General features: G+C 65.6%; 14 protein-coding genes. 6 read left to right on the top strand and 8 right to left on the bottom strand.

The window, feature by feature from the left end; translation table 11 throughout:
- Positions 1–137 precede the first annotated feature (137 nt).
- Complete coding sequence (locus F6X39_RS23015) at positions 138–1,316, top strand: porin (protein ID WP_187618234.1); 1,179 nt, start codon at positions 138–140, stop codon at positions 1,314–1,316.
- A 429-nt stretch (positions 1,317–1,745) separates the two neighbouring features.
- Entirely contained in the window at positions 1,746–2,729 is a 984-nt protein-coding gene (locus tag F6X39_RS23010) for a peptidoglycan DD-metalloendopeptidase family protein (protein WP_187618233.1), read from the top strand.
- Between the two features lie 250 nt (positions 2,730–2,979).
- Here F6X39_RS23010 and F6X39_RS23005 read toward each other — a convergent pair whose 3' ends face one another.
- Positions 2,980–3,378, bottom strand: a complete 399-nt coding sequence (locus F6X39_RS23005) for a hypothetical protein (RefSeq protein ID WP_184049902.1) — start codon at positions 3,376–3,378, stop codon at positions 2,980–2,982.
- A 361-nt stretch (positions 3,379–3,739) separates the two neighbouring features.
- On the opposite strand from F6X39_RS23005, the gene F6X39_RS23000 reads away from it, so the two are divergent.
- The 4 genes from F6X39_RS23000 (at position 3,740) to F6X39_RS22985 (ending at position 9,250) form a co-directional block, all read left to right on the top strand.
- Positions 3,740–4,195: a (2Fe-2S)-binding protein gene (locus F6X39_RS23000; RefSeq protein WP_018420878.1), complete on the top strand. Its 456-nt coding sequence runs from the start codon at positions 3,740–3,742 to the stop codon at positions 4,193–4,195.
- 1 nt (position 4,196) lies between these two features.
- Positions 4,197–6,449, top strand: coding sequence for a xanthine dehydrogenase family protein molybdopterin-binding subunit (locus F6X39_RS22995; RefSeq protein WP_187618232.1), 2,253 nt, complete (start codon positions 4,197–4,199; stop codon positions 6,447–6,449).
- Between the two features lie 17 nt (positions 6,450–6,466).
- Positions 6,467–7,771 carry a c-type cytochrome gene (locus F6X39_RS22990; protein WP_187618231.1) on the top strand — a complete coding sequence of 435 codons (1,305 nt, stop codon included), beginning with the start codon at positions 6,467–6,469 and terminating at the stop codon, positions 7,769–7,771.
- A gap of 156 nt (positions 7,772–7,927) precedes the next feature.
- Positions 7,928–9,250, top strand: a complete 1,323-nt coding sequence (locus F6X39_RS22985; RefSeq protein WP_187618230.1) for an MFS transporter — start codon at positions 7,928–7,930, stop codon at positions 9,248–9,250.
- A gap of 30 nt (positions 9,251–9,280) precedes the next feature.
- Here F6X39_RS22985 and F6X39_RS22980 read toward each other — a convergent pair whose 3' ends face one another.
- The 7 genes from F6X39_RS22980 to F6X39_RS22950 form a co-directional block, all read right to left on the bottom strand.
- Entirely contained in the window at positions 9,281–9,937 is a 657-nt protein-coding gene (locus F6X39_RS22980; protein WP_184034006.1) for an amino acid ABC transporter permease, read from the bottom strand.
- Between the two features lie 2 nt (positions 9,938–9,939).
- Positions 9,940–10,707 carry an amino acid ABC transporter permease gene (locus F6X39_RS22975; RefSeq protein WP_184034003.1) on the bottom strand — a complete coding sequence of 256 codons (768 nt, stop codon included), beginning with the start codon at positions 10,705–10,707 and terminating at the stop codon, positions 9,940–9,942.
- Between the two features lie 62 nt (positions 10,708–10,769).
- The gene (locus F6X39_RS22970) at positions 10,770–11,591 is read right to left on the bottom strand and encodes a transporter substrate-binding domain-containing protein (protein WP_018420884.1); all 822 of its coding nucleotides are present in this window, start codon (positions 11,589–11,591) and stop codon (positions 10,770–10,772) included.
- A gap of 62 nt (positions 11,592–11,653) precedes the next feature.
- Positions 11,654–12,748, bottom strand: a complete 1,095-nt coding sequence (locus F6X39_RS22965) for an ABC transporter ATP-binding protein (protein ID WP_187618229.1) — start codon at positions 12,746–12,748, stop codon at positions 11,654–11,656.
- Positions 12,749–12,773: 25 nt separating this feature from the next.
- Entirely contained in the window at positions 12,774–13,667 is an 894-nt protein-coding gene (locus tag F6X39_RS22960) for an ABC transporter permease (RefSeq protein WP_187618228.1), read from the bottom strand.
- The gene (locus F6X39_RS22955; protein WP_187618252.1) at positions 13,664–14,647 is read right to left on the bottom strand and encodes an ABC transporter permease; all 984 of its coding nucleotides are present in this window, start codon (positions 14,645–14,647) and stop codon (positions 13,664–13,666) included. Before F6X39_RS22955 ends, F6X39_RS22960 begins: the two co-directional genes overlap by 4 nt.
- Positions 14,648–14,652: 5 nt before the next feature.
- Positions 14,653–15,747 (bottom strand): PotD/PotF family extracellular solute-binding protein, encoded by a 1,095-nt coding sequence (locus tag F6X39_RS22950; RefSeq protein WP_018420888.1) that lies wholly within the window; start codon positions 15,745–15,747, stop codon positions 14,653–14,655.
- Positions 15,748–15,972 lie beyond the last annotated feature (225 nt).

The following is a 15,972-nucleotide window of genomic DNA, read 5'->3' as shown; positions in this document are numbered from 1 at the left end:
TCGTGTGAGGATTTCCGGAAAAGCGCAGCCATTGGAGCAGTCTTCAGAACTGCTGGAACAGTGACGAGAATAAAGAGCAAAGAGAACAAAGCGGCCGGATCGAGTTGTCCTATCACTCGAGGTGCAGGGAGATCATCATGAACAAGCAAGTGCTCGCGCTGGCTGTCTCCATTGCTGCGTCTGCCGTTCTTGCCGCGCCTGCCGCCGCGCAGACTAGCGTCACGCTGTACGGCGTGATCGACGAAGGCATCAACTACACGAACAATGTCGGCCACGGCCATGTTTATGAACTCGCCAGCGGTCTTGCGCAGGGAAGCCGCTGGGGCCTGAAGGGCTCCGAAGATCTCGGAGGCGGCCTGAAGGCGATCTTCCAGCTCGAGAATGGTTTCGATCTGAATTCCGGGCGGCTCGGGCAGGGCGGCCGCCTGTTCGGCCGGCAGGCTTTCGTCGGACTCAGTTCACAGGCGTACGGTACGCTGACGTTCGGCCGGCAATACGACTCGGTCGTCGATTATCTCGCGCAGACCACGGCCAACGGCAATTGGGGCGGCGAGCTGTTCTCGCATCCGTACGACAACGACAACACCGACAACACGTTCCGCCTCGACAACACCGTCAAGTACACGAGCCCGTCGATCTCGGGCTTCCAGTTCGGCGGCACCTACAGCTTCAGCAACGACACGAACTTCGCCAACAATCGCGCCTACAGCTTCGGCGGCCAGTACACGTACGGCGGGCTGCTGGTCGCGGCCGCCTATCTGCAGGCCGACAATCCGGGCAACGGCTCGAACGGGGCGATCACCGCGAACGACGCCGGCTTCGTCGCGACGCGCCTGCGCGTGTTCGGCGGCGGCATCACCTATACGTTCGGACCGGCGACGGCGGGCTTCGTCTATAGCAACTCGAACTACCTGGAGCCGACCGCAAACGGCTATCTCGGCATCGAGCCGCTGGTGCCGCTCGTGCCCGTCACACCGCCGGGCGTGCTGCTGAATTCGCTCAAGTATCAGAACTTCGAGATCAACGGCAAATATCAGATTTCGCCGGTGTTGTTCGTCGGCGCGCAGTACGTGTACACGATGGAAACCTACGACGCATCGAACGGCGGCGTGAAGCCGCGCATCCATACGTTCGGCCTGATGGCCGACTACAACCTGTCCAAACGCACCGACCTCTATCTGCAGGGCGCCTATCAACAGGTCACCGGCGATTCCACGCTATCGATCCTCGATTTCGCATTCATCCCCGGCACGCAGTCGCCGTCGTCGACGTCGAAGCAGGTCGTCGTGCGCGCGGCGATCCGGCATAAGTTCTAGTTCGCTGCCCTTCAAACGCAGATCGGCCAGCCTTCGGATTTCGAAGGCTGGCTTTTTTTGCGCCCTCCGACGCGACGCATGGCTATTCAAGTTCTCCTCGCGCCTGCCGATAAGTCGAATGTCAACAAGTCTGAACGCGCCGCGGCGAAGCGGTGATGTGTGCGTCGTTGGCGTCCCGATACACGTGCGGGTCGTAACGCGGAAATACGGCTCGTAACGTCTGTATCAGAGTGTGTGGGGAAGGGCGTTTTTATTAAACGACACTTTAGAATTCCGCGAGAAATTTGATCGACAAGCAGGCAGGAAATGAGCGCCATACGAGGCGGCCTCGCCGTGCCGTCGGGAAGGCCGCGCGGCCGAAGATCGCGCACCTCGTCCGCGGCATCGGGCTATCCGGCTTGCGCATCCATACAGCAGGAGTCGAACAGGATGAGAAAGCGTTTCGACAGAACGTTATTGGCCAGTATCGCCGGCGCGTGGGTCGCGCTGGCCGTCAGCGGTTGTGCGAACGTCGGGCAGCCGAATGTGCAGAACGGTGCGGCAACCAGCGCCAACGCGGCGTCCGGCGTGCCGGCGGCGAATGCGACGGGAGCGGCGTCCGGCGTGCCGGCGGCGAATGCGACGGGAGCGGCGTCCGGCGACCCGGCGGCAGCCGCGCCGCTGTCGATCGGCGCCAGCGATAACACGCCGCTGAAAAAGTCGCCGCCACTCGTGTATCGGGTCAGGCGCGGCGACACGCTCGCGCGGGTTGCGCAGCATCATCACATCAGCGTGAAGCAGTTGCAGGCATGGAACGGATTGAAGGCATCGGCGCGGCTGAAGCCGGGGCAGGTGCTGCACGTTGCGTCGCCGGAAACGGTGCGCGCGGTGCAGGCGGCCAATGCGGCGGCCGCCGCGAAGGCGGCGGCGCAATCCGCGGCGCAGCGTGCGTCACAAGCGGCAGCGCAAACGTCGTCGCAAGCTTCGACACAGTCCGCCGCGCCGGCTCCGGATGCCACCGCAGTCCGCGAGGTCACGCAGGAAACCCGCCGGCACGCGAGCAACGTGGCGCTCGCGTGGCCTGCCGCTGGCAGCGTCGTCGAAGCGTACCAGCCCGGCGAAACACGCGGCATCGAAATCGGCGGCAAAGCGGGCGATCCGGTGCGAGCCGCCGCCGACGGCAAGGTGATGTACGCGGGCACCGGACTGAACAGCTACGGCAGTCTGATCATCGTCCAGCACAACAAGGATTTTTTGACCGCGTATTCGCACAACCGCAAGCTGATGGTCAAGATGGGCGACATCGTCCGCAAGGGACAGCAGATCGCGGAGATGGGCGACGAGAACAACTCGCGTGTGTCGGTGGGGTTCGAAGTGCGGCGCGACGGCAAGCCGGTCGATCCGCTGTCATATCTGCCTCAGGGGCGCGGCTGAGCTTCCACGTTCCCGCAAAAGCTCACCTTGGATTTATTCAGCTAAACCAGGTAATTTGATCGACCGCGCATTCCGGCGGTCGACGAATCGTTGCAAAAGTACCTTCACGTCAGAGCATTCCGCTCGATCTGCGCAAGAATACCGACGATCAACCATGCGGCCTCGACCCGCAGCCGTTTATGAACGGTGAGGCAATGCAGGAGCCGGCAGGCAGCGCACGCGCCGCCGCCGTGCCTGGCGCGGATCGCCGTTACGTCGTTTGCCCTCCGCGCAGCAGCCGCGCTACCTCGCCGTGGTAATGCAGGATCGCGGGATCGGCCTGCAAGAGCGGCAGATAACGCGGCAGGAAGTGATTGTGCGGTTGATCGGGCGAGAACAGGCCGACCACGGCCTCGGCGGTCGCGAGACGGTCGCCGGCCTCGGCTTCCGCGTCGTCGAGAACTTCGTCGACGCTCGCGATCACCGTCGACAGCGGCGTCAGCCAACGAAACCCCGAGCCGTTGATCAGGACCTGCAGGAATGCCGCCGGCGTTACCGGGCCGAACTCCTTTTCGTACGCGGCGCGTTCGTGGTCGAGAATCGCCTTGTGCAGCGCAAGCAATGGTCGGCGAATCTCCGTGAGGAATTGAGTGCATTGCGGGTCGTTCATCGGCGGCTCCAGCGGCTGAGGTGATTCGACGGAATCGTGCGTCGCAACACCACGCAGTGCGATGCAGCGGGTCGCGCGATCACGCTAACGGATCGATCCGTCGATGGTAACGCATCGCTCCAGCCCACACATGCGATCCACCGCGCACAGCATGCGATGTGCCGCCTGGCACCGCCAAAGCGAACTTCTTTCGACACGACTACAATCGGCCGGTTTTCTTGCGACACCCGCTCGCTCACGGGCCGCATTTCATGGCTTATTAGCGCGACACGCCGAACAAAACCGGTGCATGTCGGCGCTCTGGTGCGGTGTCGCGATCTAAACCGCGTGACCACAACAACATCCCCATCCGGAGCCGCTCATGACAACGCTCAATATCAACGGCGAAACCCATACCGTCGATGCCCCGCCCGACATGCCCCTGCTGTGGGTGCTGCGTGATCTCGTCGGGCTGACCGGCACCAAGTTCGGCTGCGGCATCGCGCAATGCGGCGCATGCACCGTGCATCTCGATGGCGTCGCGGTGCGCTCGTGCGTGTTCCCGGCGGCGGCGGTCGGCGACCGCAAGATCGTCACGATCGAAGCGCTCGGCGCCACGCCCACGGGCCAGAAAGTGCAGCAGGCCTGGCGTGAGCTCGACGTCGTGCAATGCGGCTACTGTCAGTCGGGGCAGGTGATGTCGGCGGCGTCGCTGCTCGCGCGCAATCCCAATCCGAGCGACGCCGACATCGACGCCGCGATGGCGGGCAACATCTGCCGCTGCGGAACCTATCACCGCGTGCGCGCGGCGATCAAGCACGCCGCGAAGGGGGCCTGACATGTCCCAGGGATTGCTCGATGCACAGAACGGCGCGCAGCCGGCTGACACCGACACGCGGCATGCGCGCGGCATCTCGCGGCGCGGCTTCCTCAAATTCGGCGTGACGGTCGGCGCCGCGGCCGGCGGCGGTCTGCTGCTCGGCTTTAGCATGCCGGCCGCGAGCCAGGATCAGAAGGCGGGCAAGAGCGTGATCGGCGGCGACGCGAACGAGGCGCCGCAAAGCGGCGTGTTCGCGCCGAACGCGTTCATCCAGATCGACAACGCCGGCAAGGTCACGCTCGTGATACCGAAGGTCGAGATGGGTCAGGGCGTCTATACGTCGATTCCGATGCTGATCGCCGAGGAACTCGAAGTGCCGCTCGGCACGGTCACGCTCGATCACGCGCCGCCCAACGAAAAGCTCTTCATGGACCCGCTGCTCGGCGGGCAGTTGACCGGCGGATCGACGTCGATCCGCTTCGCGTGGGAGCCGATGCGCCGCGCGGGCGCGACTGCGCGCGTGATGCTGATCAACGCGGCCGCGCAGCAGTGGCAGGTCGATCCGGCGAGTTGCCATGCGCAGGCCGGTCAGGTGATCCACGCGGCCAGTAATCGCACCGCGAGCTATGGTCAGCTCGCGCAGGCCGCCTCCGCACTGCCCGCGCCGCAGAACGTGCCGTTGAAAGACCCGAAGGACTTCAAGCTGATCGGCACGCCGGCGAAGCGTCTCGATTCGCCGGAGAAAGTCGACGGTACCGCGCAGTTCGGCCTCGACGTGCGCTTGCCTGACATGGTTTACGCGGCGATCGCGAACTGTCCGGTGTTCGGCGGCACGCTCGCGAGCGTCGACGATACGCATGCGAAGACGATCCCCGGCGTGCGCGAGGTCATCAAGCTCGACAACGCGGTCGCGGTGATCGGCGCTCACACGTGGGCCGCGAAGCGCGGCCTGCAGGCGCTCGACATCAAGTGGAACGAAGGCGCGGGCGCGCAGGTATCGATGAAGCGCATCGTCGACGATCTCGCGGCGGCCTCGCAACATGGCGGCGCGGTGGCGCGCAAGGACGGCGACGTCGGCCGCGCGTTCGGCGATGCGAAGTCGCGCGTCGACGCGGTCTACCAGCAGCCGTTCCTCGCGCACGCGACGATGGAGCCGGTCAACGCCACGGTCCACGTGCGCGGCGACGCCTGCGAAATCTGGCTCGGCTCGCAGGTGCCGACGCGTGTCGTCGATGCGGCGGTCGCGGTCACGGGCTTGCCCGCCGACAAGATCATCGTGCACAACCATCTGATCGGCGGCGGCTTCGGACGGCGGCTCGAAACCGACATGGTCACGCAGGCCGTGAAGGTCGGCAAACAGGTGTCGACGCCGGTCAAGGTGCTATGGACGCGCGAGGAGGACATCCAGCACGACATGTACCGACCGTACTACTACGACACGATCTCGGCCGGGCTCGACGCGAACGGCAAGCCGATCGCGTGGCAGCATCGCATCGCCGGGTCGTCGATCATGGCGCGCTTCGCGCCGCCCGCGTTCAAGAATGGGCTCGACCCCGATGCGGTGGAGGTCGCCGCCGATCTGCCGTACGACCTGCCGAATCAGCTGGTCGACTACGTGCGCGTGGAACCGCACGCGGTGCCCACCGCGTTCTGGCGCGGCGTCGGGCCGACGCGCGGCACGTTCGTCGTCGAGAGTTTCATCGACGAACTCGCCGCGCACGCGAAGATCGATCCGGTGCAGTACCGGCGCGATCTGCTCGGCAAATCGCCGCGCGCGTTGAACGTACTCAACCTGGCCGCGCAAGCGGGCAACTGGGGCAGCGCGCTGCCCAAGGGGCAAGGGCGCGGCATCTCGGTGATGCACGCGTTCGGCAGCTTCTTCGCGATCGTCGTCGAGGTCGCGCTCGAGCAGGGCGAAGTGACGGTCAAGCGCGTTAACTGCGCGGTCGATTGCGGGATGTTCGTCAACCCGAACACGATCGAAGCGCAGGTGCAGGGCGGCATCATCTTCGGCATCACGGCGGCGCTTTATAGCGAGATCACGATCAAGGACGGTCGCGTCGAGCAGAACAACTTCACCGACTACCGGATGCTGCGCATCGACCAGACGCCGCCGATCGACGTGCATATCGTGAAGAGCGGCGAGGCGCCCGGCGGCATCGGCGAACCCGGCACCGCGGCGCTCGCGCCCGCACTGACCAACGCGATCTATGCGGCCACCGGCACGCGGCTGCGGCAATTGCCGGTTGGCCGTCAACTGCACAGCGCCTGACGCGAAAGGAGCCCGACATGAAAAAAATGCTGAAGGGTCTTGGCGCGGCGCTATGCGTCGCATTGCCGTTTATCGCCCAGGCACCTGCTGATGCCGCAACGCCGGCAGCCACCGGCGCAGCCGATCAAACGCTCGTGCAACGCGGCGCTTACCTCGCTCAACTCGGCGATTGCGCCGCCTGCCACACCGCGCCGAAAGGCAAGCCGTTTGCCGGCGGCCTGCCGATGAACACGCCGATGGGCCGCATCTACGTGACCAATATCACGCCCGACGCACGGACCGGCATCGGCGGCTACACCGAAGCCGACTTCGCGCGGGCGCTGCGTGAGGGCGTCGCGAAAGACGGCCACAACCTGTATCCGGCGATGCCGTATCCGTCCTACGCGAAGGTCGACGACGACGACGTGAAGGCGCTGTACGCGTTCTTCATGCACGGCGTCGCGCCAGTGCAGCAGGCGAATCGCGAGTCCGACATCAAGTGGCCGTTGAACATGCGCTGGCCGCTGATGTTCTGGAACATGGCGTTTCTCGAGAAGGGTGCGTATCGCGACAAGCCAGGCAAGGACGTCGCGTGGAATCGCGGCGCGTATCTGGTGCAAGGGCTCGGACATTGCGGGTCGTGTCACACGCCACGCGGTGTTGCGTTCCAGGAAAGTGCGCTCGACGAAAGCGGCAGCGCATTCCTGAGCGGCGCGCTGCTCGACGGCTGGTTCGCGTCGAACCTCACGGGCGAGCACAACACCGGGCTCGGCCGCTGGAGCGACGAGGATCTGCGCACGTTCCTGAAGACCGGCGCGAATCGCCATGCATCGGCGTTCGGCGCGATGACGAGCGTGATCAACAACAGCACGCAAGCGATGAGCGATCAGGACGTCGCGGCAGTCTCGACGTATCTGAAGTCGCTGGCGCCGGTCGGCGGCACCGGCGCGGCCGCCTATACGTACGATCCGCAGGCGACGAAGGTGTCGCTCGATCGCCCCGCGAACGATGCCGGCGCACGCGTCTATACGGCGTATTGCATGCATTGCCACGGCGTCGACGGGCACGGCTTCGCGCCGATGCTCGCGCCGCTCGCCGGCAATCCGAACGTGCTCGCGAAGGACGCGTCGTCGCTGATCAACGTCACGCTGAACGGCACCGGCGATCTCGTGATCGACGGCGTACCGTCGCCGTTTCCGATGCCCGGCTTCGCCGCGGTGCTCGACGATCAGCAGATCGCCGATGTGCTGAGCTTCGTGCGGGCTGGCTGGAACAACGGCGCGCCGGCGGTCGGTGCGGCGGAGGTGGCGAAGTTGCGGCAGTCGACGCAGGCGGGGCGTTGATCGCCCGCTGAGTGCGGCGCAGAAGCGCGCTTGCCGACCTCGCGCCGTTTCAGGTCGTGGGCCAACCGACGGCAGCTATCATAGTGGGACGGCACACCGCGCCTTCGTCCGCCGCGCGGCGTCGAAGTCTCTGCGCGAAGCTCATGGACTTCCGACATGACCCTATCCAGTCAAGCCCGAAACGTGTCGGTCACACCGTCGGCTTCTCGCCTGTCGACGCTCAGTCACATACAGATCGCGTCGCTGTGGTTTGCGCTCTTTACCCAATGGATGACGGTCGTTCCAGTGCTCGTGCCGGCACAGGTCGCCGATATGCTCGGACGCGATGCCGCGTTGAAGGAAGGCGTGGCCGGCTCCGTCATTGCGTCCGGCGCATTCATTGCGATGATCGTGGCGCCACTGGCCGGCGCGCTTTCAGATCGCTGCTCTGCAAAACATGGACGCCGGCGACCGTTTCTCGTCACCGGCGTGTTCGGCATTGCGGTTGCACTGGTATGGCTTGGTTCATTCGACGGCGGGGGGAGTCTATGGATGTATACACTCGCGTTCCTGCATCTCCAGTTCTGGTGGAACTGGGCGGCGGGGCCGTACGCCGGGCTGGTGCCCGATGTCGTGCCAAAACAGGAAACCAACCGCGCGAGCGCGTGGCTCAACGTGATGACCGTGCTCGGCACGATCACTGGCAACGTGGTGCTCGTTGTCCTCTATTCGCCGGGCCACCTGTATCCTACGGTTGCCGCGTTCATTGCGATCATGTTGCTCTGCCTTTGGCTGACGATTCGCGGCTCGCGCGAGCCGACACCTGTCAGATCCCGACAACGGTTCGAGCTCGTCACGTTCATGCGCTCGTTCTATCTCGATCCACGTCTGCACCGAAACTTTTACTGGGTGCTGGTAACCCGTCTGTTCGGTAACATGGGAATCTGGTCGATCTTCACCTTCATGTTGTACTACCTGCAGGACGTGATCGGCATTCGTCATCCGACCAGTCTCCTGAATGGGCTGCTTGGCGTCGGCGTGGTGCTAGCGATCCCGGCCAGCCTGCTGGGCGCACGGCTCGCCGACCGGCACGGCGTCGTTCCCGTCGTCCGCCTGACCAGCTGGATCATGGCCGGAGCCGCGATCGGCTTTGTCCTGCTGGCGTTGCATCCAAACCTGTTGCTGGTGATCACAGTCGGGCTGGTTTTCTGCGCCGCTTACGGAACCTATCAAGCCGTCGACTGGGCACTCGCGCTGCAAGTGTTGCCAGACGATGCGTCCAGCGGCAAGGACATGGGCATCTGGCAAGTGTCGATGGTGCTACCGCAGATCCTCGGCCCTGCCGCCACCGGGTGGATGCTGTCATCGGTCAAGGCGTTTGCCGGTGCCGGACCCGCCTATGTCGTCGCGTTCGTCGTCGCAGCGGGGTGGTTCGTGCTCGCGGCGTGGTTCGTCTCGCGCATCAAGATTGCTTCCCGGCAGCACGTATCCGTGACTTGAACTACCGACCGCGAATCACCTCACCTCACCTCACCGATGCTGTCCCACCTTCTGCCGCTTTTCGAGCACGCGAGCATACCAGGTCAGCGGAAAACACATCGCGAAGTAGATCATCGCGACCATGCCGTAGATCGGAAACGGCCGGAACGCGGCATTCGTGATCATCGTGCCGGTCTTCGTCAGTTCGGCGAAGCCGATGATCGACGCGAGCGCGGTGCTCTTGACCACCTGCACGAGAAAACCGACGCTCGGCGCGACCGCGATCTTCAGCGCCTGCGGCCACACGATGTAGCGCAACTGCTGGCCGAACGTCATGCCGAGGCTCGCACCCGCGGCCCACTGACCGCGCGGCACCGCTTCGACGCAGCCGCGCCAGATGTCGACCAGATACGCGCTCGTATAGAGCGTCAGCGTGACGGTCGCGGCGGCCCACGGCGACACGTCGATGCCGATGAGCGGCAAGCCGAAGAAGGCGAGAAAAAGCTGCATCAAGAGCGGCGTGCCCTGAAACACCTCGACGTACAGCACGACGATGCGGCGCAGCCACGCGATCGGCGACACGCGCATCGCGAGCAGCACGAGCCCGACGATCCCGCCGCCGACGAACGCGATCAGCGACAGCAGCACGGTCCAGCGCGCGGCGAGCAGCAGGTTGCGGGCGATGTCCCACAGCGTAAATTCGACCATGATCAGCGCTCCGTCGGCAGGGTGCGCGCGCCGCGCCACATCAGGCGGCTGCGCCAGTTGCGCGGCAAGCCGTCGTTGCCGCTCCTACTGCTGTTGTTACCTCGTGCCGCACGGCCCGCGAACAGCCCGCGGCCGAAGCGGTTCAACAGCTGCCGCAACACGATCGACATCAGCAGATAGGCAGCCGTGATGATCACGTAGCTCTCGAACGAGCGGAAGTTGCGAGACTGGATGAAGTTCGCCGCATAGGTCAGGTCGGGCACCGAGATCTGCGACACGACGGCCGAGCCGAGCATCACGATCAGCACCTGGCCGAGCAGCGCGGGAAACACGTTGGCGAGCGCCTGCGGCAGCACGACGTAGCGGAACACCTGGCGTCCATGCAGGCCGAGCGCCTGCGCGGCCTGCACCTGGCCGCGCGAAATCGAATCGATGCCGGCGCGCACGATCTCGATCGCGTACGCGCCGAGATTGACGGTCATCGCGAGAATCGCGGCCTCTATCTCGTCGATATGAATGCCGAGGCTCGGCAGGCCGAAAAACACGAAGAACAACTGCACCAGAAACGGCGTGTTGCGGATCAGCTCGACGTAGCTCGCGACCAGCCAGCGCGCCCACTTCGGCCCGGCCGCCGCGATGCTCGCGCCGGCGATCCCCACCAGCCCACCCGCCAGGGTCGACACGGCCGTGAGGCCGAGCGTCACGGCGGCGCCGCGCGCGAGCATCCCCGCATACAGGCCGAAGCCGCTGAAATCGAACGCGTAAGTCATGGCCTCGTGCCCATCGTAGGATCAGATCGCGGCGCGGCCTTCACGGCGCCACGCCAAAGGTTTCAAAGATCGGCCGGCAGCGGCGCGCGCAGCCACTTCTGCGAAATCGCGTTCATCGTGCCGTCCTTGCGGGCCTTGGCAATCGTTTCGTCGACCTTCGCCTTCAGGCGCGGCTCGTTCTTGTTCAGACCGACGTGATCGGGCGAGCTGAACAGCGCGAACTTCTGCTCCGGATCGTTCGCCGGATGCCGCGCGAGAATCGTCGCGCCGACGTCGTTGCCGACCACCATCAACTGTACCTGACCAGAAAGAAACGCCGAAATAGCGCCGTTCGGATCGTCGAAACGTTTGATGTTCGCCGACGGCGGCGCGATCTTCGTCACGCTCAGGTCTTCGAGCGTGCCGCGCGCGACCGAGATCGACTTGCCGCCGAGGTCGGCGGCGTTTTTCACCGGCAGCGACTTCGGTCCGAACACCGCGAGGTAGTACGGCGCGTAGGGTTGCGAGAAGTCGATCACTTTTTCGCGCTCGGGCGTCTGGCCGACCGACAGCAACATGTCGGCCTTGTGGTCGGCGAGAAAGGCCATGCGGTTGTCGCCGGTGACCGGCACCAGTTCGACCTTCGCGTTGAGCGCCTTGCCGATCAGATTGGCGACGTCGATGTCGTAGCCGACCGGTTTCATGTCCGGACCGATCGAGCCGAACGGCGGATAGTCCTCGAATACGCCGATGCGCACGGTGCCCGACTTCGCGATGTCGTCGAGCGCGTCGGCATGCGCGGCCGACGGCAGTGCGCACAGCGCGCCGAGCGCGGTCATCGCGAGCGTCGCGGCGAGCGTCGCGAACACGCGGCGGGTCGATTGGAGAGCGGGGCGCTGGTTCATGATGTGTTCCTCTGTCGTAATACGGTAGTTATTCAGGCAAAGCCGTGTGATGGGTTCGGGTATCAGGCGGCGCGCGCGGCGATCAGCTTGCACGCGTGCGGCGGCAGCTCGGCGAGCACCGGCATGCCGAGCGCGAGCCCGGGCGTTTCGCGCGGCGTGGTCGCGGCGGTCAGCGTGAAGCCCACGCAATCGATCGTCGCTTCGAGCGAGGCGCCGACGTCGCGAATGAACGTGACGGTACCGGGCAGCCGGTTCGGGTTCGGTGCTTCCGTGGCCGCCTTCACGCAGATGTCCTCGGGGCGAATCAGCAGGCGGATCGCGTTGCCGGCCGGACCCGGCTGCCGCGCATCGGCGAGCGGCGCGCCCCGGTGCGGCGTCACCGCGATGCGCCGTCCGCCCGGCAGGCTCACGACGCCCGCGCCGTCGTACCGCACCGGCAGAATGTTGCCGAGCCCGATGAAGTCGGCGACGAACTCGCTGACCGGATCGCGGTAGATGTCGAGCGGCTTGCCGACCTGCGCGATGCGGCCTTTCTCCATCACGACGATCTCGTCGGCCATCGTCATCGCTTCGCGCTGGTCGTGCGTGACCATGATCGTCGTGATGCCGAGGCGTTGCTGCAGCAGGCGGATTTCGACCTGCATCGCTTCGCGCAGCTTCGCGTCGAGCGCGGACAGCGGTTCGTCGAGCAGCAGCAGTTGCGGCTCCGAAGCGATCGCGCGCGCGATCGCGACGCGCTGGCGCTGCCCGCCCGACAGTTGCGTGACCGGCCGGTTCGCCATGTGCGGCAGCTGGATCAGCTCGAGCAGTTCGGCGACGCGGCGCGTTTGCTTCTCTTTCGCGACCTTGCGCAGCTTCAGCGGATACACGACGTTCTGCGCGACCGTCATATGCGGAAACAGCGCGAGCGACTGGAACACCATGCCGAAGTCGCGCCGATTGGCCGGCAGTCGCGTGATGTCGCGGCCGGCGAAATGGATGCTGCCCTCGGTCGGCGTTTCGAGGCCTGCGATCATCCGCAGCAGCGTGGTCTTGCCGCAGCCGGACGGGCCGAGAAAGCACACGAGCTTGCCGTCGGGCACGCTCAGGTCGACGTCGTCGACGGCATGCACGGCGCCGAAGCGCCGCGTGACGGCCTGCAAGGTCAGATGGGTCATCGGAAGCTCCTGCAAGGTGGCGGGTTCACAGCGCGACGCCTTCGTCGCCGATCAGCTTTTCGAGCAGCCAGATCAGCGCGAAGTCGATCGCGACGATGACCACCGCGAAACAGAACACGGTCGGATCGAGCGACGACACCGTGCGGCTATAGAGCCATACCGGCAGCGTCATCGTGTCGATGCTGTACAGGAAGAACGTCACCGTGAACTCGTTGAACGACACGATGAAGGCGAACAGCATGCCGGCGAGAATGCCGGGGCGCATCAGCGGCAGCACCACGTCGATGAGCGCGCGGCCGGGGCTCGCGCCCATCACGAGCGCGGCTTCCTCGAACTCGGGGCCGATCGACGCGACCGACGCCGCGCAGTTCTTCACCGTGAACGGCAGCGCCAGGATCACATGCGCGATGATCAGACGGCCGACGCCCAGCTCGACCGGCAGCACGTTGAACACCAGCAGCAGCGACAGGCCGAGCATCACGAGCGGATAGACGAGCGGCAGCGCGACCAGTTGCTCGACCACCGGCTTGCCGTGAAAACGGTAGCGCGACAGCGCGTACGCGGCGGGCACGGAGACCAGCGTCGCGATCAGCATCGTCGCTAGCGCGACGACGAGACTCGTGCTCAGCGCGGCGCCCATCGACAGCGTATCGGTCGCGTCCGGTGACACGAAGCTGTGCCACGCCGCGCGGTACCAGTGCAGGCTGTACGCGTGCGGCGGGAATTCGAGCGTGTCGGCCGCGCTGAACGACATCGCGATCATCGTCAGGATCGGCAGCGCGGCGAGAAACAGCACCACGCCGGCGACGAGCGCGGTCGCGCGGCCGAGCTGGCCGGGCATCGTCTGCGGCAGGCGCGGGAAGCGTGGCGAACGAGGTTCGATGCGCGGCAGGCGCGAACTCGGCAGCGGCGTGCTCATGCGTGAGGCTCCCCGGTCAGACGTTGGGTGCGGCGCACGAGCCGTTGCGACAGCGCCATCACGGCGAGCGTCGCGATCATCAGCACCACGCCGGAAGCGGAGGCGGCCGGCCAGTTCAAGAGCGGCGCGACCTGATCGTGCACCAGCACCGCGAGCATCGGCACACGCCGGCCGCCGAGCAGCAGCGGCACCGCGAACGCGCTCGCGTTGTACGCGAACACCAGCAGCGCGCCCGACACGAGGCCCGGCATCGCGAGCGGCAGCAGCACGTGACGCAGCGTTTGCCAGCGTGTCGCGCCGAGCGTCGCGGCGGCTTCCTCGTACGAGATCGACACCGCGCGCATCGCGCTGGACAGCGGCAGCACGGCGAGCGGAAACGCGGTCTGGATCAGCCCGAGCAGCACACCATGCTCGCGATACAGCCACATCACCGGACGCTCGACGAGTCCGCTCGCGAGCAGCGCGTGATTGAGCAGACCCGCCGGGCCGAGGATCACGAGCCAGCCATAGCCTTGCAGCAGCAGATTGACGAGCAGCGGCAGCAGCACACCCGCGAGCAGCAGCCGGCGCGCGAGCCGAGATGTCGTGCGCGCCATCGCGAGCGCGACCGGAATCGCGAGCACGACCGCGCATAGCATGCTCTGGAACGCGAGCCGCAGCGTCAGCCACAACGATTTCAGGAAGTAGCCGTCGAGCAGGTCCGCGTAGTTCTGCAGCGTGAAGCTGCGCCATTCGTTGCCGGACGTGCCGAAGCTCATGCGCAGCACGACCAGTGCGGCCGCGCCGAGTATCGCCAGAAACAGCAGGATCGGCGCAAGTAGCAGCCACGGGCGCGCTTTCGCGAGCGTCGTTGCGCCGGCAGCGGGGTCGGTCACGGCCGTCGCAACAACTGCGGAAGCGGAGGCGCCGCCGCCGGGCGCTGGGCCCGGCGCGGCTTCGTCCGGCATCATCGCGGCACGCCGCGGGAAGCGCGCGAGCATCGTGGTTACGCCGAGAAGATTTCGGTGTAGCGCTTGATCCATGCCGGCTGCACGGCAGCGAGCGCCTTGTCGTCATGCAGCACGGCTTTCTCGGCGATCTGCTGCGGGCTCGGCACGAACGCGCGGCTCTCGGCCGGAATCATCGCTTTCGAATTGACTGGGCCGTTCAGCACATCGGCGGCCATGCGGCCTTGCACGCCGGCGTCGAGCGAGTGATTGATGAACGCGTGGATCAGGTCGGTGTCGCCCGGATGCGCTTTCGGAATCACCGTGAACATCAGTTGCGTCGCGAAGCCTTCCTTCATGCCGTAGGTCACGCCCATCTTGTATTCGGGCTTGCGGATCTGATCCGGGAAAAACGCGGGCGAGTAGATGCCGCCGATGTCGAGCGAGCCCGTGCGGAACAGGTCGGCCACCTGGTTCGGGTTCTCGCCGAGCGTCATCACGTGGTCTTTGAGCTGCGCGAGCTTCTTGAAGCCGGGCTCGATGTTCTGCTGCGAGCCACCGTTCATCTTCGCGGCGATGATCGCGAGATCGACCGCTTCGGCCCACTCGGGCGGCGGCAGGAATACGCGGCCGGCGTACTTCGGGTCCCACAGCGCCTCGTACGATGAAGGCGGCGTCTTGACCGTCGCGGTGTTGTAGATGAGGCCGTCGGACCACAGCAGATAGCCGACGCCGAAGCCGTTCGCGCCGGTGCGGTATGGCGGCGCGACTTCTTTCAGGTTCGGCAGGCGGTCGAGGTCGGGCTTCATCAGCAGGCCCGCGTCGGCGAGGCCGGAGGCGCCGACGCCGGCGAGCGTGATCACGTCATAGGTGGGGCGCTCGCCCGCTGCCTTGACTTTGGCGACCATGCCGGAGGTGCCGTCGGCGCGATCGGCGATGACCTTCGCGCCGGTCTTCGCGGTGAAGGTCGCGGCGATGTTGCGCAGCGCGGCCGTGCCGGTATCGTCCGACCACGTCAGGATGCGCAGCGTCTTGCCGCTGAAGTTGTGCTCCTGCGCGCGCAGGTTGAGGAACGGCATCGGCAGCGCGGATGCCGCGAGCGCCGTACCGATCGTCTTGATGGCCTGCCTTCTACCCCGTTTGATCTGCTGCATGGCGGTCTCCTGTGTTGAACGCCCGTTGCCCATGATTCGCCGTGACCGCTGCCGGATCTACCGTGCGTGGATGCACTGTAGGTTTGCCAAAATCACGCAACAATCGAAATATGCGCATGGATCGCATGACGTACGCTCATGGCTCGCCGCCGGCGAACGCGGTGGCGAGCGGTTTGGCGACACGCCGGGAAGCTACGGGCGATGGCTTATGCGGGTTAACGTCCA

Origin of the sequence: Paraburkholderia sp. UCT2, from assembly GCF_014397665.1 — a bacterium.
Lineage (GTDB): Bacteria > Pseudomonadota > Gammaproteobacteria > Burkholderiales > Burkholderiaceae > Paraburkholderia > Paraburkholderia tuberum.
Note: the sequence above shows the minus strand (reverse complement) of the source record. Positions and strands in the feature narration are given on the sequence as shown.